Source organism: Streptomyces sp. NPDC005574 (genome assembly GCF_040605435.1).
Classification (GTDB): Bacteria; Actinomycetota; Actinomycetes; order Streptomycetales; family Streptomycetaceae; genus Streptomyces.
The window spans coordinates 13,470-30,291 of record NZ_JBEXCW010000085.1; the positions used below are offsets into that span (position 1 = coordinate 13,470).

Here is a 16,822-nt window from a genome sequence, read left to right on the forward strand (position 1 = left end):
CGTTCTCATCGGGCTGGTGGCCGGTTGGTACATCCAACGCCGACGGTAGTCGCGACACCCGCAGACCTACCCCCGGCTCCCGCAGGCCAGCCACTACGGATGGTTGATCGGAATCTCGTAGACGATCTCGCAGTGAGCGGCGGGCACCACAATGTCCGCCGTCTCCACGGGCTGCCCCTCATCGCTGTAGTACGTCCGCCGAATGTGCGTGACGAGAGCGGCCTTCTGGATGCCCAGGAGTGACGCCTCCGCCGCGGTCGCCTGCCGCGGCTCCGGCTGCTCTACGGCGTGGCCGACGGTGATGCCGATCGCGGCCATGCGATTCACGACACCCGCCCCGGCATGCGGCCCTCCCTCGGGGAGGACTACGAGAGTGCCGGCCGTGAGGTCGTACGGCTCCCAACTCGTCGACAGCTGCACTGGCCTGCCGTCCGCCAGGAACTCGTACGTCGTACGGACGCACAGCTCACCCTCGGCGATGCCCAACCGTGCCGCGATCTCCACCGGTGCCGGCACCTTGGCGTCGGTCCGGCTCTCCCAGTCCCCTTGCCTGCCGACTGCCTTCATGTCCGCGCGGAAGGGAGACCCTGTGGGCTGCTCGCGCGCGGAGGAACGGACCACCCGCACGCGCCACCGCGGCTCAGCGACGTACGTACCGGATCCAGCACGTCCTTCCAGAACCCCCTGGGAGATCAGCAACTCCTGAGCACGGCGCACCACGTTCTCGCCCACGCCGCACTCCTGGCCGATCTGGGCGCGGGAGGGCAGGCGGTCGCCCGGCTCCCACACGTGCTCCGCGATCCGCCGCCGGAGTTCGTCGGCGATGCGGAGATAGGGCGGCTGCTCAGGCATATGGAAAATCTAGTCCACTAGCTCTAATCTAGTTAACTAGCTTCACTCAAAGTGATCGCTGGTGACGGAGGCTGCCCTGTGCCCGCTTCGGGAGTTAGCGCGGCGGACCTCGCCGCCCGGCTGTCCGCCCTCGGGCTGCTCACGCGAGTGGAGGAACACCCCCGGCACACGTCGGTGGAAGCGGAGGTGCCGGACGCGCTCTCCGCCGAGTCATGGCGGGAGGTCCTGCAAGTGGTGGCGGAAGCCGACCGCTTCGGCCTCCTCGCTACCAGCCTGAACGGCCGCACCCTCTGGGCGGTCGTACACAAAACGGCCCCCACGACGGGCCATGTCGGGGGACCGGGCCATCAGCGATAGGAGCTGACCAGCGTGCTCAACCGTATCCGCCGTGCCGTCTCGCTCACCAGAGAACGGCACTTCCCCAGGGGCAGGCACCGCCGCCCCTTAACGACCTCCGGGCCGTCGGCCGCTCCCGCCTCCTCCCTGTCCTCGGGCAGGACGACGGCCGCCCGCCGACGTGTCTCCGACGACGTGGGCCATCGGCAAACGCTCAGGGGTGAGGACGTCGCGCTGGTCCGCCCGTACGTACTGGCCTGGGAGAAGCGCGTGAGGACACGCGAAGTGGTCGTCGCTCCCTATCTGCCGGCCGACGCGTGGTCGGCCCTGGTGGGGGTCCACTGATGCCTTCCCGTCGACAGACCCGCGTCACGGAGGCCTCGGCCGTCCCCTACCGATCGACCGCATGCCGGATCGGCACCCACCACGCCTGCGCGGAGTCCTCCCCGGCGTCGGCGCCGGTCGACCTCCCGGTGGTCTACGAGGCGTGCGACTGCCCCTGCCATTCGATGCCCGGCCAGACGACGCCTTCGGAGGTGCTGCGGTGAGGGAGCGGGCACCCGGCGGCACGCTGGCATCCAATGTCGAGGTGACCGCGGCCACCGTGCAGCGCGGCGACATCATCCAACTCGGCGGCCGGGCCTGCCGGGTGCAGGATCTCTTCCAGCTTTCCCAGGGCGCGAAGCAAATCCTTTTCGAATCGGGCGAGTTGCTGACCATACACACGCGAACCCGGCTCGCTGCCGTGCGGATGATGAGGCGGCGGTGACCCGGTCCGTGCCTCCTCGCCACCACGACATCGCCGATGATCTCCGGCACCAGATCACGACCGGCCACCTCAAGCCCGGCGAACGACTGCCGTCCGAGACCGACTTGGCCGTCAGGTACAAGGTCAGCACAGTGACGCTGCGGAGGGCCCTCGCGGTTCTCCAGGGCGAAGGCATAGTCGAGAAGATCCACGGCAAGGGAAACTTCGTCCGCCGCCCCCTCAGCCGGATCATGTACGTCGGTGGTTGGGGGACGCTGGACCCATGGACCGCCGCCGAAGCGGCGCTGCGCGTCACCGTTCGCACCGCTACGGTCCAGGCCGACGGGCACCTGACGACTCTGCTGAGAGTGCCGACGGGCAGCCCTCTCGCAGAGTTCTTCTGCGTCAGCCACGAGGGGGAGTCACCGTACGGACTGGCCCGTATCTACCTCCCGCGCGACCTGGCGCCGGCCGGAGTGCTCGACGACGAATCCCCATGCCCGGAGGCAGTCAAAAGGTTCGCCATACTCGGTCCTCCGCCGGCCGCTGTCCGGGAAACGGTATGCGCCCGCCCGCCGACGCCGGACGAGTCGTCGACCCTCCGAACCACCTCCGCTGCGCCAGTTCTGGCGATCACACGCGTCGCGACCGACCTCACCGGCCGAGTGGTCGAGGCGGCCCTTCTGGTCTTCCCAGGGGATCGAGCCGACGCGGTCTTCACCACCCATCACACGCTCGACGAGAGGCAGACTCCGGGATGACAGCACGGAACGAACTGCGCCTGCTCCCGTGGTCGGGCCCGGAGGGCAAGCCCTGCTACCTGAGCACAGATGACAGGGGCGGCTACATGTCCCGTCTGGCGGACAACATCGAAGCGGACCAACTCGACATGGCGGCAATCCTGTTGGAGCACGCCTCGGACACCCTCGACGACCAGGACGCGGACCCGGAGGACCTACGCCGGTTGACCGGGGAACTGACCGGGACTCTCCGGGACGTGCTCCGCGTCGCCACCAGCCGCGGTCACCTCCTGGGGGTGAGCGAACCGCACCGCTTCTGAAACAGCGGCCGCAGACTGGTCCCACGGCCCCGCCGAATTCCCCCGGGCGGGGCCCCAACCGTGCCCGGCGTGTCACCATGCCCCCTCCAGCACACCGTTCATGGGGATACATTCGCACCCGCGCCACCATCGCACTCACCACCGTCCTGTTCGCCACCCTCGCCGCCTGCTCCTCGTCCAGCGACGACAAGACCGGCACCACGAGCAGCAGCCCCACCACGGCCGCCGAGACGCCGACCACCGCCCCGACGGCGCCCGACGCCATCGAATTGGAGCGCGTCGCGGACACGCACGTGAACCTCTACTTCGGAGGGGCCTGCGAGGGGGGGGGGTACGCCTTCCTGTCGAAGCGCTGTCGCGCCAAGGCAGACCCGGCCACGTACGCGGCCACCGTGGGGCAGGCCGCGAAGGACTACGGGCCTGACCATCCGGCGACGGACGTGCACGCCACTGTCTCAGGGGCCATGGGCCGCATCTCGTACAAGGTGAAGGGCCTGCCGAACTTCGACCAGCAGGGACAGCCGTGGACGGTTGAGGGCGGAGCTTGGAAGTACGACGCCTGCTGATCCCGCGCCACCCCGGGCACCGTCGCCCAGCGTCGGCGGTGCCTCTATCGTGCCCGGCGGATTGCAGCCCTCAAGATCCTGCCCGCCGCATCGGGTCAGGTCCTGGTAGCGGGCGACGTAACGCTGGCTGCGGTCATGACGGCTCGGTCATCTCCGTGGGTCCTCAGGGAGATGGCCGTACAGGCGGTACCCCATCTCGTCGGGGTGCCGTGTGACGCGAGCCAGTCGCCAGGCTGCCTCGTACGACATACTGCCGTGGTTTTGGGCACGGAGGCGCACCGCCAGCACGCTGGTGACCGGATCGAGAAGCCAGCGCAGGAGCGTCACCTTCACTGGAACTCGCCGGCGATGGCGGTGAGAGCACGGGCGGCGTCCTCGTCGCCGAATGCCTTGACGGTGCCGGCGAGCAGGGTCAGGAGTTCCTTGCAGCCTTCGGGGGTCAGCTTGCTGACGAAATCGTGGAGCACCTGAGCAACAACGACCCACCGCTGTCCGGGTTGCCATTGTCTGACGGTGCGGACCAGTTCTTCGAGATCCGTACCGGTCGGTGGCCCGCCCAGACGCGGCCAGTTCTCGGCCGCGCTTTCCAGGGCTGTGTAGAGCCGGGCGGTGGCAGGGTTGGCGAGGATGTGTTCCTGGAGGAACTCCTCGCGTGCTCGGGCCTGGCGACGGGCCAGCTCATCCAGTTCGAGCTCGCGGCGCAGCAGCTCTTCCTGACGATGGTGCCTCTGCCACAGCTGTTCGGTGGCGAGCGCGGCCAGCCGGGTGGGTTCGTCCACATCGATGCTCACGGTGGCGTCCACGACGATCACTCCCTCGCCACCGATCGGCAGGGCCTTGGTGAGCGCGGTTCCGATGTCTTGCTCGGCGGCATCCGGGCGGAGGACATCGCACTTGGCTGCCGCCTTGTCGATCACGGCTCTGACGAGTCTCCCGGCAGCTCGCGGATCCGCAGGAACGTCGGTGTCGTAACGGCGCCGCCATGTTGCCCGGACGTCCACGCAGAAGCAGAGCGTCGGGTCCGTGCTGCGTGGCCGGTCGGAGAAGGCGGAGACCCATGTGGTGGCATCCGGCTCGGAGGCGTCTTCGGGGATGGGACGGCGCTTCATGCGGCTTCGGACCCCTCCGTCTCCTCAGCCTCGGGGGCTTCCGTCAGAAGGCGCTTCTGGACCTTGGCCAGGTCGGCGTCGAGGAGGGAGGAGAGCTCCTGCTTCAGGTGCGCCCGGTCGGGTGAGTATGGGCGGGTCTCACTCTGGACCCAGACCTGGGAGCAGGTGCGGAGGGCTTCGCGCAGGGTCGGACCTTCAGGACCGCGAACGTCCACGGCCCGGCGGAGGGTGTCGAGGATGAGTGATCGCAGCGACGGCTGCTTGAGGGCCGCGTCGAGCCACAGGTAGATGGCGTGGTCGAGTTCGCGATCTCCTGCCGGTCCAGTCGCTTGACGCAGGAGGGTGCGCCATCCGGTGACCAGGCCGGAGACGGGCGGGCGAAATTCCTCCTCCTCGTCGGTGTCCGTTGTCGTGCCGTTGTGCAGAACTAGCGGCACTCGGCCGGCCTTGGGCGCGGGAGACGCGGCGAGAGCCGCGAATGTGCGCTTGCCCACGGTGTCCCTGATCTTCTCGTCGCCGCACCAGTCGACGACGTACCCGAAGAGGGTCTTCCGGACGGAGGTGTCCGCCCACAGCACCTGGATCGCCTCGCGCAGGCTGCCCACGACCTCCTCAAGTCCGATATTCGCCACACGCTTCAGGCGGCGTAGCGCCTTTCCGGTGTGCCGACGTCCGAACTGCCCCGTGCAGACCTCGACGACCGCCTGCTGGAGGGAGGGCTCTTTGCGTTTGGCCCAGGACAGCAACAGGGTGTGTACGTATGGCGCGCTCGCGGCGTGGATCGCCGCGTTGTCGAGCAACTCCACGGCCAGAGGCCACAGTTCTCTGTCCGTGCCGTGGGCGTACCACGCCTTGGCGATCTCCTCCAATGGTTCCTGCCTGCGATGACGCACGGCCCAGCGCAGCGCGAACTCACCGATGCGGCCCGCCAGGGCACGGCGGGCGTCCTTGGTGATGGTCTCCAGGGCTTCCTTGTTCGTCCCCGTGTCGTCGATGGGTACCTGCGCGAGCCACTTCAAGAAGGACGTGCGAGCCAAAGGGCGGTCGTTCCAGAAGTACTCGATCGCGGCGTCGTCCCAGTGCGGGCGGTCGAAGCGAAGGGTGCCGTCCTCCTCGCGCCGCGCCTTGATCGCCTTGGTCATGGCGATCACGCCAGGGGCTTGCTGCCCGTGGATGGGGACGGAGTCCTTCTTCTTGTCGAGCGTGTCGGTCAACTCCGCTGCCTTGGCGTACACATGCCCCACTGGGTCGCCGCGCAGGACGGCCGCGGTCAGGAGGAAGTTCCGTTCGAAGCTGGTCCGGAGGTGGCCCTCTGGCTCGTGCCACTCGTAGAGCGCGTCCTCCCAGTTGCTCAGGACGGCCACGACGTTGGCGATCTGTGCGTCGAGGGATAGGGGCCGCTCGGCGGAAGTCTGCTGTGTCGATTCCCGGGTTAAGCCCAAGGCGACGTCGGCAGCAAGACGTTCGGCCTTTCGGTGCTCATCGAGCATGAGAGAAGTGACGTTCAGGATGTCCGTGGGTGTCATCCCGTCGATGAGTCGGCGTATACCGGTGTTGCGGAGCCAGGTACTGACGGGGAACGACGGCTCCTGGGCGAGCAGCCAGCGGGTGGCGATGTCGTGCGGGCGGATCTTGCCAAGGTCCGGGGCTACGCCAGGCGGCGCGCCGTGGCTGATGCGCTGCCACTGTTCCGGGCGGGTGAGAACGATGAGCCGGTTGTCCCGCCGGGCCAGCCGCTCGCCGAGCTTGCCCAGACCGGAACCGAAGGCGTCGGCGACCTGGAAGCCGTCCTCGTCCGGCGGCAGTTCGAGCAGGAAGCCGCATCTGTGGTCGTGAGGTAGGCGTCGTGCGGGGAAGTGCTGGGAGCCGCCGAAGGAGAGTGGGCGTACATCTGTGATCAGCCCTTCTTCCACGAGCTGGTCGAGAAAGGCGTAGGCGGTCGTGGTCCTGCTGCTGTTCGGCGGACGGTTGATGACCAGCACTGACCCCGAGGGCCGGAGGGACGCCAGTGCCTGCGCGAACGGGCTGCGGCTCCGGTCCACGCCTTCGAAGTGGGGCTCGGCATAGACCTTGCGGATCACCGCCAAGTACTCGGAGTCGATGGGCGCGTCCGCGTCCAAGGTCTGCTCGAACACGTACTTCGTGCCGATCATCTCGCCTAGATTGATCAAGGCACGCTGCAGCGTGGCGGCTTGCCCGACCGCCTCGATCGCCTCGGGGGACGGTGATGCCCTCCTGCCCCGCTCGGCTTCTTGCTGGGCCAATGGCTCCGAGCTGTTCGGTGGGGCGGCAGGGGCAGGTGGATGCGGCGAGAGGCCGGAGACAGACTGTGCGCTCGGCACCGTCACCGCGGCCGCGCGGAAGTCCGTTGGTGGCTCGGTATTGGCCACTGAGCCCGTCGCGTGTAAGTCAGCCGAACTGCCGTAGTGTTCCGCCCGGTTGCTTTCTTCTTTATCTGTGTACCGGTCAAGCAGTGGTGGACGTACGCGCGGATCTTCGGTAGCGCTGTGCGGCACTCCAGTAGCCGGAGCGGGCTGCCGATGTGCAATGCCCGGTTCGTCGTCGAAAGCCATCGGTTGCGTCGCCTCTCAGCCGATGGTTCCGTCGATCTCGGTGCCTACTTGTTCCGCCGACGCCTCGATGACCCTCGCGGACTGGTCCACGCGCACGCGACCCTGTTGGGAAATGCCTTGCGCGCGTACGCCGACCTGGTGGCCGGCGAGGTGGTCCGTGCGTTGTGTGACGGAGACTCCCGGGCGGGCAGGCCGCTCTTCCTCGTCGCCAAAGGGCAACTGCCGCCCATAGATCTCCTCCAAGTCCAGGCGCAGCCCACCCAAGAGCTCCCTGAGCTCGGGATCGCCTCCCTGTAGCAGCGCAGGACGCGCCAGATACACCTGGAGTGCTCCGCGGGCTTCGGTGATGCGCTCGATTCGCGCAGCGGACAGTTCAGATGGGTGGACGGTAAACGGCCCGCTTCGTCCTTCCACCTCTTCCGGTTCCTCTAGGGGAACTCGGCCCGAGCGTCGATCGAGGACCGCCCCGGCTCGATCGAACAGGAATTTGACCGCCTCGGTGAGCGCGGTGCCGACGAGCATCGGAAACGTCAGTGGGTCCATGGCTGTATGCCCTCCCCGTTGATTGCGCACCCCGCGGCCTACCTGCGGGCACAAAACCTGACTGACGGTACGTTTGCTGTCACTCAGAGAGAAGAGTTGTTCCGGCCGCAGGAGATGCCGTCTGGAATGCCCCTGTCGTTCATGTGTGCGATGTCCTTGACGTGGGCGTCGTCCCGCGATGCCCACTCCATGCGCATATGGCAGGCGCACTTCCGGCTGAAATCATGCGGAATCATCCGCGTGCGATCTTGCTGGTGTGGCCGAAATACGGCAAAGGGGCGCACGACTCTTCCGCGCCCGGAAGCGATGGCGCTTTTGCCACATCGGCATCGACGCGGGGGTCGGGCGTGGGCGCAAGCGAGGCAGGCCAGACGTGGGGCCTTGTTGCGACAGCCAATTCCGTGGGCTGCCCCGGGAGGGCTGCTACGCCTACTGTCTCGACCTTGCCCGCTTCACGGCCGGCCCTTCGGTCAACGTCTGCTGGCTCCCGGTGATTGACGGGTCCAGGCGGTGCGCCAACGGAGGCGCAGCGTGGTCATCGACCGACACGGTTCGCTCGCACCAAGGACAGCCGCCGGCGCACCGTAGCCACCATGACGATGCGCGTGGCGGTCGTCGTATCGGAACGCTGTGGCGGTGACAGCATCCAGTTCCGCAGAGGCTGCCCGAGCAGGCTTCTGTTTGCGAAGTTCGACCAAGCCTGCGGCAAGTGGCCCGGTTGGCCCCGGCCCTCGGGTCTTCACGACGTTGAACCTCTGATCTCCATCAAACCAGTCCGCCGCGCCGTGACTGAGTCGGAGCATGGTGGTATGTCGATCTGGTACCGGCCTGTTGGCCTTGTGCGCGCCCACTGGAAGCTCGCCTTCTTGCCGGTCGGGTTTGTGCTGAATCTCTGGGGCAACCAGCTTTATGGGGCGGGGCGCCAGGCCGTTGGGGTCGTGATCTTTATCTTCAGTATCGCCCTCATTGTTGTGGCGGGACGTCACTGGCGAAAGATCTCTCCTGGTTTGCAGGCACCGAAGCCTATACGCCGCATGCGTAGTCGGCTGCGTCAGTGGTTGACAATAACATTCCATACGCCCGCATGGTTCATTCGCCGAGAGAAGGCGAAGGTGGTGATCTGGGGTGTTATCGCGTTCAAGATCTCCTTCTATCCACTCAATGTGGCTGACAGGATCTTCGCAGCTCCAGAGCAATTCATCGCTCGCTACGGGGACGCTCAGAAAATGCTGGCCTTCTGTCTTCTCTTTCCCTACTTGGCGCACTGGTTTGAGCCGAAGGATAGACTGCTTGAACGGCTGGAGGGGCGTGTCCTTCGGGCAATGGTCAGCCGGACGGTCGGGAACTTTAACGGGGCATGCGGTGTGGCTATTTTGCTATATGCCGTGCTACCGACGATGTCTCGTGACTACACCAAGGTGCTACCAGCTCTAGCGGTTACTGTCGCAATTGCCACCGTGGTGGCCACGCATAAAATGTGGACCCGCTACCGCAAATTGTGCACGCAGGCGTACAAGAACATCCAGGCCCTGATCCGGGCGCTGGAGCAATCGTCCGGAGCCGGAGCGCATTCGGAAGTTATGGTTGCCTGGGAGGTGGTGGAGTTGGATTTGCGAACTCGCGTGGACACCGGCTACGTCTTCGGTATGCGATTCGCCCCGAAAGTGATTATCTCCGCAATCGGCGAAGCGGTTGAGAAGGTGACCAGCGGGCTGCCCGGTCATGAGGAGGCCCGGGCTCAGGCGTTGGTTGACTTGAAGATCATTCGAGATGTGTGTGTTGAGCGGATTGATGCGGTGGCGTGAAGCGGTTTGTGGATGGAGTTGGTGTGCAGCATCTCGCCTATGCGTTGCCTCGGACAGTCTCGAAGGCCCGCGCACACAAGGGCCTGGCCTGTCTTCCATCACCCAGCCATGCGCCCCAGTAGCTCGTTCGATCCGTAAGGAACAGGAAACCGTCCTGTTCGGCTATCCCACAGGTTCCGCGCAGACGCGCTGACGATCTTCCGCTCTCCAGGCTCAAGCGCGGGGTCAATGCTTCGCCAGTACACCGACTGAACTTTGTCGTAGCGCCGCTGTGCCCATCGCCTCAACATCGCTGATGCCCCCCCGGTTCTGTCACGCCCAGTATGGTGCGTTTTGCAGTGCCCAGCTCCCAGTTCCAGCGATGTGCCACCGGCGCTTGGAGGTGCAGTCGTCGACGCGAGTGCCGACGAGGGATTGCAGTGCTTGGCCACGTCCTCGGTAGTACAGCTCAGCCACAACTGATCATCGATGGCCGTGACGTGCAGCCGCCTAACCGATCAACGCCCTGACCTGCTGCCGAGCTGTCGGCACTGGTCACGTTGGTCACCATTGAGCTCCCTTCCACGGCCCGAGAGGGCGCTCGTCCATGAGCACCGCTTTAGGAGTTCGATCTACACCCGCCCCTGGTGCCGTCGTCGCCAGGTCCGGCGGTCGTGCGGGGGCGCTGCCGTATGCCGCCGTCCGGCCTCGTTGATGTCAGCCGTGGATGTCAGACGGGGCGAGGAACGATGCTCACCGCCCGGTAGTCGTACCCGTCCTGCTTGAAGCCGGGTGCCTCCCAGATGAGATCGACCTGCTGCCCTGGTGACAGCGTGCGAAAGCCGGGCGCCTGAATGTCGGCGTAGTGGCCGAAACACCCTCCGGGAGTCTGAGGCGAGTCGAGGACACCCCAACCCTCCTCGTCCCTCCACTCACGCACAGTCGCGGTCACGACTGCGGCGACCTTCCGGGTCTCTCTGCGGCGACTCATTCGTCTCTCCCCTCATCTATCCCACACGATCACAAAAGGCCTGACCGCTCAGGTCGCCACGTTCCACCGTGGGAAACACTGTGACGCTGGCATCTGCGGCTCAGTCGCCCGCGAACCATACGTAGCTGCCCGGGGTGGCCACGCACTGTTCCAGTACCGCTGCGAGATCATCCAGTGCCGCGCGTTGTCGCTCGTCCGCGCACAGCGCCCTCAAGCCGGGCAACTCGCTGAGGGCTGCTGCGGCTTCCTGTTCGTTCATCACCGTGTCCCCGTAGAGGTCGACGGCGGTAAGCCGGCTGGGGACGCCGAGATAGTGAAGCGACCCCAGCGCGTCGGCCAACGCTTCCGCGTGCCCGTAGCACCCTCGAAGGAACGTCGCACGCGCCTTCTTCCAGCCGCGTGCCGGCCGAGCAGAGTGCAGTTCCACATCGATCCCCACGCGCGTCATGATGCCCGCCGTGAAGTGTTGGGGGCGACTGATTAGCGATTGATCGGGATCTCGTAGGCGATCTCGCACAACGAGACTGGCACCACGATGTCCGCAGTCTCGACCGGCCGTCCCTGGTCGCTGTAGTACGTCCGCCGGATGTGCGTGACGAGTGCGGCCTTTTGGATGCCCAGGAGTGAGGCTTCCTCGGCCGTGGCCGTCCTCGGCTCAGGCTGCTCGACGGCGTGGCTGACGATGATGCCGATCGCGGCCATCCGGTTCACGACTCCGGCCCCAGCGTGAGGCCCTCCCTCAGGGAGGACGACGAGCGTGCCCGCGATGAGGTCGTACGGCTCCCAACTCGTCGACAGTTGCACCGGCCTGCCGTTCGCCAGGAATTCGTACGCCGTCCGCACGCACAACTCACCCTCGGCGAGGCCGAGCCGCGCCGCGATCTCCGTCGGCGCCGGGACCTTGGCGTCGGTCCGGCTCTCCCAATCGCCCTGTCTGCCGACGGCCTTCATGTCCGCGCGGAACGGGGACCCGTCGCGCTGCTCGCGCGCCATCGAGCGGACGACTCGCACTCGCTGTCTGGGCTCAGCGACATACGTGCCGGAACCGGCGCGGCCCTCAAGCATGCCCTGGGAGATCAGCAACTCCTGGGCCCGTCGCACCACGTTCTCGCCCACGCCGTACTCCTGGCCGATCTGGGCGCGGGAGGGGAGGCGGTCCCCCGGCTCCCAGACGTGCTCCGCGATGCGCTGCCGGAGTTCGTCGGCGATGCGGATATAGGGCGGCTGCTCAGGCATATGGAAAATCTAGTCCACTAGCTCTAATCTAGTTAACTAGCTTCACTGAAAGTGATTGCCAGTGACGGAGGCTGCCCTGTGCCCACTTCGGGAGTCAGCGCGGCGGCCATCGCTGCCCGGCTGACCGCTGTCGGGCTCCTCGCGCGCTTTGAGGAGCACGCCCGGCACACGTCGGTCGAAGCGGAGGTGCCGAAGTCGCTCTCCACCGAGTCATGGCGGGAGGTCCTGGAAGTGGTGGCCGAGGCCGATCGGTTCGGGCTCGTCGCCACCAGCTTGAACGGCCGCACCCTCTGGGCGGTCGTACGCAAAGCGGTCCCCACGACGGGCGATGTCGGGGGACCGGGCCATCAGCGATAGGAGCTGACCAGCGTGCTCAACCGTATCCGCTGCGCCGTATCTCTCACCAGGGCGCGTCACTCCGCAAAGGGCAGGCACCGCCGCCCCTTAACGGCCGTCCACTCGCCGACCGTTACCGCTGTCCCCATGTCCGCTGACGCGTTGACGGTCATCCTGGGGCGGGCCTCCACGGATGCGGACCGTCGGCACTCGCTCGCGGTTGAAGGCACCGCACTCGTCCGTCCGTACGTGCTGGCCTGGGAGAAGCGTGTGCGCACGCGCTCGGTGGTTGTCGCTCCCCATCTGCCGATCCATGCGTGGTCGGTCCTCGCGGGGGTCCACTGATGCCCTCGATGTCCTCAATGCCGTCTCGCCGGCATCTCCGCAGCGCGGACGCCTCGGCCGTTCCCTACCGCTCGACCGCCTGCCGCATCGGCACGCACCCCGCCTGCACGGAGTCCTCCCCGGCTTCGGCCCCGGTCGACCTTCCTGTGATCTACGAGGCGTGCGACTGCCCGTGCCATCCGGCAGCCGACCGATTCCCCACTGCGGAGGTGGAGCGATGAGCGCATGGGCTCCCGGCGGCGCGCTGGTCGCCAGCATCGAGGTCACCGCGGCCACCGTGCAGCGCGGCGACGTCATCCAACTCGGTGGTCGCGCCTGCCGGGTGAGAGACCTCTTCCAACTCCCCCAGGGGGCCAAGCAACTGGTCTTCGAGTCGGGCGAGCTGCTGACCATCCACGCGCGCACCCGGCTCCTCGCCGTGCGGTCGCTGAGAAGGCGGTGACCGGGTCCGTGCCTTCTCGCCATCACGACATCGCCGACGACCTCCGGCAACAGATCACGACCGGCCGTATCCAGCCCGGTGAACGCCTCCCGTCCGAAGCCGACTTGGCCGACCGGTACAAGGTCAGCACGCTGACTCTGCGGAGTGCTCTCGCCGCACTTCAAGGGGAAGGCCTCGTCGAGAAGATCCACGGCAAGGGCAACTTCGTCCGTCGCTCCCTTCGCGAGATCATGTACGTCGGCGGCTGGGGAATCCTGGACCCGTGGATCGCTGCCGAAGCGGCTCTGCGCGTCACCGTTCGCACCAACACGGTTCAAGCGCACGGACATCTCACGACCTTGCTCAACGTGCCCATGGGCAGTCCCGTCGCCGAGTTCTCGTGTCTCAGCCTCGAAGGAGCGTCACCGCACGGACTGGCCCGCATCTACCTCCCGCGCGACCTGGCACCGGCCGGAGTGCTCGACGACGAGTCCGCGTACAGCGAAGCGGCCACGAGATTCGCCGTGCTCGGCTCTGCGCCGGCCGCTGTCCGGGAGACGGTACGCGCCCGCCTACCGACACCGGATGAAGCATCGGCCCTTCGGATCGGCTCCACGATGCCCGTCCTCGCCATCACGCGCACGGCAACCGACCTCGCTGGGCGCGTTGTCGAAGCCGCACTGCTGGCCTTCCCGGGTGACCGCATTGACGCGGTCTTCACCACCCACCACGTGATCGACGAGAGGCAGACGCAAGGATGACGGCACAAGACGAACTGCGGCTCCTCCCATGGTCGGGCCCCGGCGGAAACCCCTGCTACCTGAGCACCGACGACCGGGACGGCTTCATGTCCCGCCTGGCGGACAACATCGAAGCGGTCCAACTCGGTACGGCCGCCGAGCTGCTGGAACGAGCCTCCGAAACGCTCGACGACCAGGACACGGACCCGGGCGAAAAGCACCGGCTGGCGAAGGAACTGACCGAGGCCCTACGAGACGTACTCCGCGTCGCGATCAGCCGCGGTCACCTACTGACGCTGAACGAACCACACCGCATCTGAAGAAGCAGCCGCACAACATCGCCTGTCGATGACGGCCCTCCCTGCTGCACGGGGAGGGGAGCCCAAAGACCAACCCGGGCTCCCCTCCCCGTCGAGCTGTGCCGACCCGGTGCAGACGCATCGCACACCGAGGCAGAGACGAACCCTTTTGCGACCGCCTGAACCTCAGCCGACGAAAATCAGCCACGATGTCGGGTACGCCGACCGGCAGGCGCGCGTGTGCCTTGCTGCGCCCCCACTGTGCTCAGCCATGCAGTCCGGTGACGTCCACAGAGCAAGTAGCGACGGCGGAAGCGTGGTGACGAAGCCTTGGCGCGGCGACTTCTTCGTCCCGAAGCAACTTGGGTAGGCGGCTGACCTTGGGGCAGTGCTCGTCTGATCTGCTGTGATAGTCCGTCGGTGTATGCGCGCGTCCGTCGCCGTTCGTCGACGTTGTCACGCAGTTAGACACTCACCGTGCATCGCCAGAAGGTGCGTCCGTGGCTGGCGGCAGCTCTCTGCTGTCCTCCATCGCTTGGCCGAAGCTCTTGCAGAACTCAGTGAAGCCCCACTGGGCGCCGGGGGCTGGGGTGAATGAGGCGAAAGATCCAATTTGCTCGCCACTCACCGCTATGTCCAACGAGCCTTGCTCGCCGATGAGTGCACTCGGACACTCTCGAAGGTCTTGCGCAAACATGGGCCTCGTCCGTCGGCCTTGCCCTAGCCAAGCACCCCAGTAGATAGTCCGGTCTGTGAGGAAGAGGACTCCATCCTGAGGGCCGTCCCACAGGTTTCGTGCAGGAGCACTGGCAATTTTCTGCTCTCCAGGCTCAAGCATGGGCTCGATGCTCTGCCAGTATTCCGCCTGCGATTTGTCGTAGCGCCGCTGTGCCCACCGTCGCAGCATCGTCTGCAGCTCCTCTCCCTCAACTGCGCTCAGTATCGGGCGCTGTCCAGCATCCAGCACTGTGTTCGGGTGATATCGCAGCGGGCGGGGTCATGACTGCCAGGCAGTCACGATCGCCGGCAAGTCGAGCGCCTAGGACCTGTCCGGTCGATCACGTTCGTAGCCGGATCGGCGGACAAGTCTTAGCGGGGACTGGTGCCTTCACTCTGAAGGGCGAGGTTTCGCGCACCCGGAGACGCACGACTAGTGATGTCGGTGAGGTGGAGAGTCTTGCGCCGACTGGTCATCAGGCCCCGTCTGACTTCGCGGCCACTCCTGGACCGCGAAACTTGCCAGGATGACAATGACCAGAGGAGCGTCCGCAATATGCGATCATGTGCCGCATGGCAAATCCACGCGTCTACTTTGACCTGTCTGCCGGCGGTGAGAACATCGGCCGGGTCGTCATGGAACTGCGCTCTGATGTTGTTCCCGACACCGCCCGGAACTTCCTGGAACTGACGACCGGCCAGAACGGATTCGGTTACAAGGGTTCGACCTTCCACCGCGTCATCCCTAACTTCATGCTCCAGGGTGGGGACTTCACCAACCACAATGGCACCGGCGGCAAGAGCATCTACGGGGAAAAGTTCCCGGACGAGAACTTTACGCTGAAGCACACGCGCCCCGGCATCTTGAGCATGGCCAACTCGGGGCCGAACACCAACGGCTCACAATTCTTCATCTGCACTGTGGCGCCCGACTGGCTCGATGGCAAGCACGTTGTGTTCGGCAGCGTGGTCGAGGGCTACGAACACATCAAGAAGGTCGAGACGTATGGCTCTGATTCGGGCAGGACTTCGAAGAAGATTGTCATCGACGACTGCGGCCAACTCTGAGGCCCTGGGCCTGCCCGGCCGCTCATGTTCGTAGCCAGATGACCAAAGCTGCTGCGGTCATGGTGCCGAGGAAGACGTAGCCGCGTTTGTCATAACGGGTGGCGACCGCCCGGTGCTGCTTCAGACGGTTGATCGCCCGTTCGACGGTGTTGCGTTTCTTGTACCGCTCTGTATCGAATCCGGGTGGCCGTCCGCCGCGTGAGCCCTTCGTAGGCGGGCGGCCTGGCTATCGGTCTTCTCCGGGATGGTGTGCCGGATGCCCCGGCGTCGCAGGTATTCGCGGATGGGGCCGTTGCTGTATGCCTTGTCGGCTGCCAGGCTCGCAGGCTTCTGGCGCGGCCTGCCCAATCCGATCCGGGGCACTCGGATCTTCTCCAGAACGCCGATGAACTGGGTGCAGTCTGCCCGCTGGCCTGCGGTGATGATGAGGGACAGTGGGCGGCAGCGGCCGTCCGCGCTCAGGTGGATTTTGCTGGTGAACCCGCCGCGCGAGCGGCCCAGGCCCTCAGCTCCAGCGCCACCTCCACCAGGCGGGGAAGAAGGCTCTGCCACGGAATTTCGCCCTGGTGTTCTCCGATTGTGGCCCCTTTTGGCGCGGGTGGCTGGTCGATGCGGGCGCCGGCCGCGTGCTGGTGGGCCCGCACGATGGTGGAGTCCACCGAGACGTCCCAGTCGACCTCGCCGAAGTTGTCGGCCGCAGCCTGGATCTGCTGGAGCAGACGCTCCCAGGTCCCGTCGGCCGACCACAGCCGGTGGCGTTCGTAGACAGTTTTCCACGGCCCGAACCTCTCGGGCAGGTCACGCCACTGAACACCGGTCCGCACCCGATGCAAAATCCCGTCGATCACCTGCCGGTGATCCCGCCACCGGCCACAACGATCGTTACTGACCGGCAGGAAGGGCCGCAGCCGTTCCCACTCCGCATCCGTCAGATCACCCCGCCCCATGCCCGTTCAACGATCCGGACACGCAACAGACGCATGATCGGCCCGACAAGTCCTAGCCTCAATACCGGTAACTTAGGGGCAATCCGGTCGTTGTTGTTGGCGTGGCAAGAGCGGGTCAGTTGAAGTCATCTGGTGAGCGGTTGTCGGACCG

21 protein-coding genes and 1 pseudogene are annotated in these 16,822 nt (G+C 66.0%); 14 read left to right on the plus strand and 8 right to left on the minus strand.

Annotation, left to right across the window (positions count from 1 at the left end):
* Positions 1–93: 93 nt before the first annotated feature.
* Positions 94–852 carry a GntR family transcriptional regulator gene (locus tag ABZT03_RS34265; protein WP_356046724.1) on the minus strand — a complete coding sequence of 253 codons (759 nt, stop codon included), beginning with the start codon at positions 850–852 and terminating at the stop codon, positions 94–96.
* 78 nt (positions 853–930) lie between these two features.
* On the opposite strand from ABZT03_RS34265, the gene ABZT03_RS34270 reads away from it, so the two are divergent.
* From ABZT03_RS34270 to ABZT03_RS34300, 7 genes are all read left to right on the plus strand, one after another.
* Positions 931–1,209: a hypothetical protein gene (locus ABZT03_RS34270; RefSeq protein WP_356046725.1), complete on the plus strand. Its 279-nt coding sequence runs from the start codon at positions 931–933 to the stop codon at positions 1,207–1,209.
* A gap of 12 nt (positions 1,210–1,221) precedes the next feature.
* Positions 1,222–1,533, plus strand: coding sequence for a hypothetical protein (locus tag ABZT03_RS34275; RefSeq protein ID WP_356046727.1), 312 nt, complete (start codon positions 1,222–1,224; stop codon positions 1,531–1,533).
* The gene (locus ABZT03_RS34280) at positions 1,533–1,736 is read left to right on the plus strand and encodes a hypothetical protein (protein WP_356046728.1); all 204 of its coding nucleotides are present in this window, start codon (positions 1,533–1,535) and stop codon (positions 1,734–1,736) included. The genes ABZT03_RS34275 and ABZT03_RS34280 overlap by 1 nt, the downstream gene beginning before the upstream one ends.
* Positions 1,733–1,957, plus strand: coding sequence for a hypothetical protein (locus tag ABZT03_RS34285; RefSeq protein ID WP_356046729.1), 225 nt, complete (start codon positions 1,733–1,735; stop codon positions 1,955–1,957). Before ABZT03_RS34280 ends, ABZT03_RS34285 begins: the two co-directional genes overlap by 4 nt.
* Positions 1,954–2,697: a GntR family transcriptional regulator gene (locus ABZT03_RS34290; RefSeq protein ID WP_356046730.1), complete on the plus strand. Its 744-nt coding sequence runs from the start codon at positions 1,954–1,956 to the stop codon at positions 2,695–2,697. The genes ABZT03_RS34285 and ABZT03_RS34290 overlap by 4 nt, the downstream gene beginning before the upstream one ends.
* Positions 2,694–2,996: a hypothetical protein gene (locus ABZT03_RS34295; RefSeq protein ID WP_356046731.1), complete on the plus strand. Its 303-nt coding sequence runs from the start codon at positions 2,694–2,696 to the stop codon at positions 2,994–2,996. Before ABZT03_RS34290 ends, ABZT03_RS34295 begins: the two co-directional genes overlap by 4 nt.
* Before the next feature lie 77 nt (positions 2,997–3,073).
* Positions 3,074–3,562 (plus strand): hypothetical protein, encoded by a 489-nt coding sequence (locus ABZT03_RS34300; RefSeq protein ID WP_356046732.1) that lies wholly within the window; start codon positions 3,074–3,076, stop codon positions 3,560–3,562.
* 329 nt (positions 3,563–3,891) lie between these two features.
* On the opposite strand, the gene ABZT03_RS34305 is transcribed toward ABZT03_RS34300, so the two are convergent.
* The 3 genes from ABZT03_RS34305 to ABZT03_RS34315 form a co-directional block, all read right to left on the minus strand.
* Complete coding sequence (locus ABZT03_RS34305; RefSeq protein WP_356046733.1) at positions 3,892–4,479, minus strand: hypothetical protein; 588 nt, start codon at positions 4,477–4,479, stop codon at positions 3,892–3,894.
* Positions 4,480–4,667: 188 nt separating this feature from the next.
* Positions 4,668–7,244, minus strand: coding sequence for a hypothetical protein (locus ABZT03_RS34310; protein WP_356046734.1), 2,577 nt, complete (start codon positions 7,242–7,244; stop codon positions 4,668–4,670).
* Between the two features lie 15 nt (positions 7,245–7,259).
* Positions 7,260–7,787, minus strand: a complete 528-nt coding sequence (locus ABZT03_RS34315) for a hypothetical protein (protein WP_356046735.1) — start codon at positions 7,785–7,787, stop codon at positions 7,260–7,262.
* A 593-nt stretch (positions 7,788–8,380) separates the two neighbouring features.
* On the opposite strand from ABZT03_RS34315, the gene ABZT03_RS34320 reads away from it, so the two are divergent.
* Positions 8,381–9,592 carry a hypothetical protein gene (locus ABZT03_RS34320; RefSeq protein WP_356046736.1) on the plus strand — a complete coding sequence of 404 codons (1,212 nt, stop codon included), beginning with the start codon at positions 8,381–8,383 and terminating at the stop codon, positions 9,590–9,592.
* Between the two features lie 709 nt (positions 9,593–10,301).
* Here ABZT03_RS34320 and ABZT03_RS34325 read toward each other — a convergent pair.
* From ABZT03_RS34325 to ABZT03_RS34335, 3 genes are all read right to left on the minus strand, one after another.
* A complete protein-coding gene (locus tag ABZT03_RS34325) occupies positions 10,302–10,562 on the minus strand; it encodes a cold shock domain-containing protein (protein WP_356046737.1) in 261 nt (86 codons plus the stop codon).
* A 100-nt stretch (positions 10,563–10,662) separates the two neighbouring features.
* Complete coding sequence (locus tag ABZT03_RS34330; protein WP_356046738.1) at positions 10,663–11,001, minus strand: hypothetical protein; 339 nt, start codon at positions 10,999–11,001, stop codon at positions 10,663–10,665.
* A gap of 41 nt (positions 11,002–11,042) precedes the next feature.
* Positions 11,043–11,798, minus strand: coding sequence for a GntR family transcriptional regulator (locus ABZT03_RS34335; RefSeq protein ID WP_356046739.1), 756 nt, complete (start codon positions 11,796–11,798; stop codon positions 11,043–11,045).
* Positions 11,799–11,876: 78 nt separating this feature from the next.
* On the opposite strand from ABZT03_RS34335, the gene ABZT03_RS34340 reads away from it, so the two are divergent.
* From ABZT03_RS34340 to ABZT03_RS34365, 6 genes are all read left to right on the plus strand, one after another.
* On the plus strand, positions 11,877–12,155 hold the full coding sequence (locus ABZT03_RS34340; protein WP_356046741.1) for a hypothetical protein: 279 nt from the start codon (positions 11,877–11,879) through the stop codon (positions 12,153–12,155).
* Between the two features lie 126 nt (positions 12,156–12,281).
* The gene (locus ABZT03_RS34345) at positions 12,282–12,479 is read left to right on the plus strand and encodes a hypothetical protein (RefSeq protein WP_356046743.1); all 198 of its coding nucleotides are present in this window, start codon (positions 12,282–12,284) and stop codon (positions 12,477–12,479) included.
* Between the two features lie 217 nt (positions 12,480–12,696).
* Complete coding sequence (locus ABZT03_RS34350) at positions 12,697–12,921, plus strand: hypothetical protein (protein ID WP_356046745.1); 225 nt, start codon at positions 12,697–12,699, stop codon at positions 12,919–12,921.
* Positions 12,918–13,661 (plus strand): GntR family transcriptional regulator, encoded by a 744-nt coding sequence (locus ABZT03_RS34355; RefSeq protein WP_356046747.1) that lies wholly within the window; start codon positions 12,918–12,920, stop codon positions 13,659–13,661. The genes ABZT03_RS34350 and ABZT03_RS34355 overlap by 4 nt, the downstream gene beginning before the upstream one ends.
* Positions 13,658–13,960: a hypothetical protein gene (locus ABZT03_RS34360; protein WP_356046749.1), complete on the plus strand. Its 303-nt coding sequence runs from the start codon at positions 13,658–13,660 to the stop codon at positions 13,958–13,960. The genes ABZT03_RS34355 and ABZT03_RS34360 overlap by 4 nt, the downstream gene beginning before the upstream one ends.
* Before the next feature lie 1,269 nt (positions 13,961–15,229).
* The gene (locus tag ABZT03_RS34365; protein ID WP_356046751.1) at positions 15,230–15,724 is read left to right on the plus strand and encodes a peptidylprolyl isomerase; all 495 of its coding nucleotides are present in this window, start codon (positions 15,230–15,232) and stop codon (positions 15,722–15,724) included.
* A 22-nt stretch (positions 15,725–15,746) separates the two neighbouring features.
* Here the strand turns inward: ABZT03_RS34365 and ABZT03_RS34370 are convergent.
* Positions 15,747–16,671, minus strand: a pseudogene (locus tag ABZT03_RS34370) (IS5 family transposase).
* Positions 16,672–16,822 lie beyond the last annotated feature (151 nt).

What these genes read in the sequence shown, in the direction of transcription:
- ABZT03_RS34320 (WP_356046736.1), top strand. Translation starts at nt 8,381, where the DNA reads ATGACGATGCGCGTGGCGGTCGTCGTATCGGAACGCTGTGGCGGTGAC.
- ABZT03_RS34335 (WP_356046739.1), bottom strand. Translation starts at nt 11,798, where the DNA reads ATGCCTGAGCAGCCGCCCTATATCCGCATCGCCGACGAACTCCGGCAG.
- ABZT03_RS34300 (WP_356046732.1), top strand. Translation starts at nt 3,074, where the DNA reads ATGCCCCCTCCAGCACACCGTTCATGGGGATACATTCGCACCCGCGCC.
- ABZT03_RS34295 (WP_356046731.1), top strand. Translation starts at nt 2,694, where the DNA reads ATGACAGCACGGAACGAACTGCGCCTGCTCCCGTGGTCGGGCCCGGAG.
- ABZT03_RS34365 (WP_356046751.1), top strand. Translation starts at nt 15,230, where the DNA reads ATGGCAAATCCACGCGTCTACTTTGACCTGTCTGCCGGCGGTGAGAAC.
- ABZT03_RS34280 (WP_356046728.1), top strand. Translation starts at nt 1,533, where the DNA reads ATGCCTTCCCGTCGACAGACCCGCGTCACGGAGGCCTCGGCCGTCCCC.
- ABZT03_RS34325 (WP_356046737.1), bottom strand. Translation starts at nt 10,562, where the DNA reads ATGAGTCGCCGCAGAGAGACCCGGAAGGTCGCCGCAGTCGTGACCGCG.
- ABZT03_RS34345 (WP_356046743.1), top strand. Translation starts at nt 12,282, where the DNA reads ATGTCCGCTGACGCGTTGACGGTCATCCTGGGGCGGGCCTCCACGGAT.
- ABZT03_RS34265 (WP_356046724.1), bottom strand. Translation starts at nt 852, where the DNA reads ATGCCTGAGCAGCCGCCCTATCTCCGCATCGCCGACGAACTCCGGCGG.
- ABZT03_RS34360 (WP_356046749.1), top strand. Translation starts at nt 13,658, where the DNA reads ATGACGGCACAAGACGAACTGCGGCTCCTCCCATGGTCGGGCCCCGGC.
- ABZT03_RS34310 (WP_356046734.1), bottom strand. Translation starts at nt 7,244, where the DNA reads ATGGCTTTCGACGACGAACCGGGCATTGCACATCGGCAGCCCGCTCCG.
- ABZT03_RS34315 (WP_356046735.1), bottom strand. Translation starts at nt 7,787, where the DNA reads ATGGACCCACTGACGTTTCCGATGCTCGTCGGCACCGCGCTCACCGAG.
- ABZT03_RS34350 (WP_356046745.1), top strand. Translation starts at nt 12,697, where the DNA reads ATGAGCGCATGGGCTCCCGGCGGCGCGCTGGTCGCCAGCATCGAGGTC.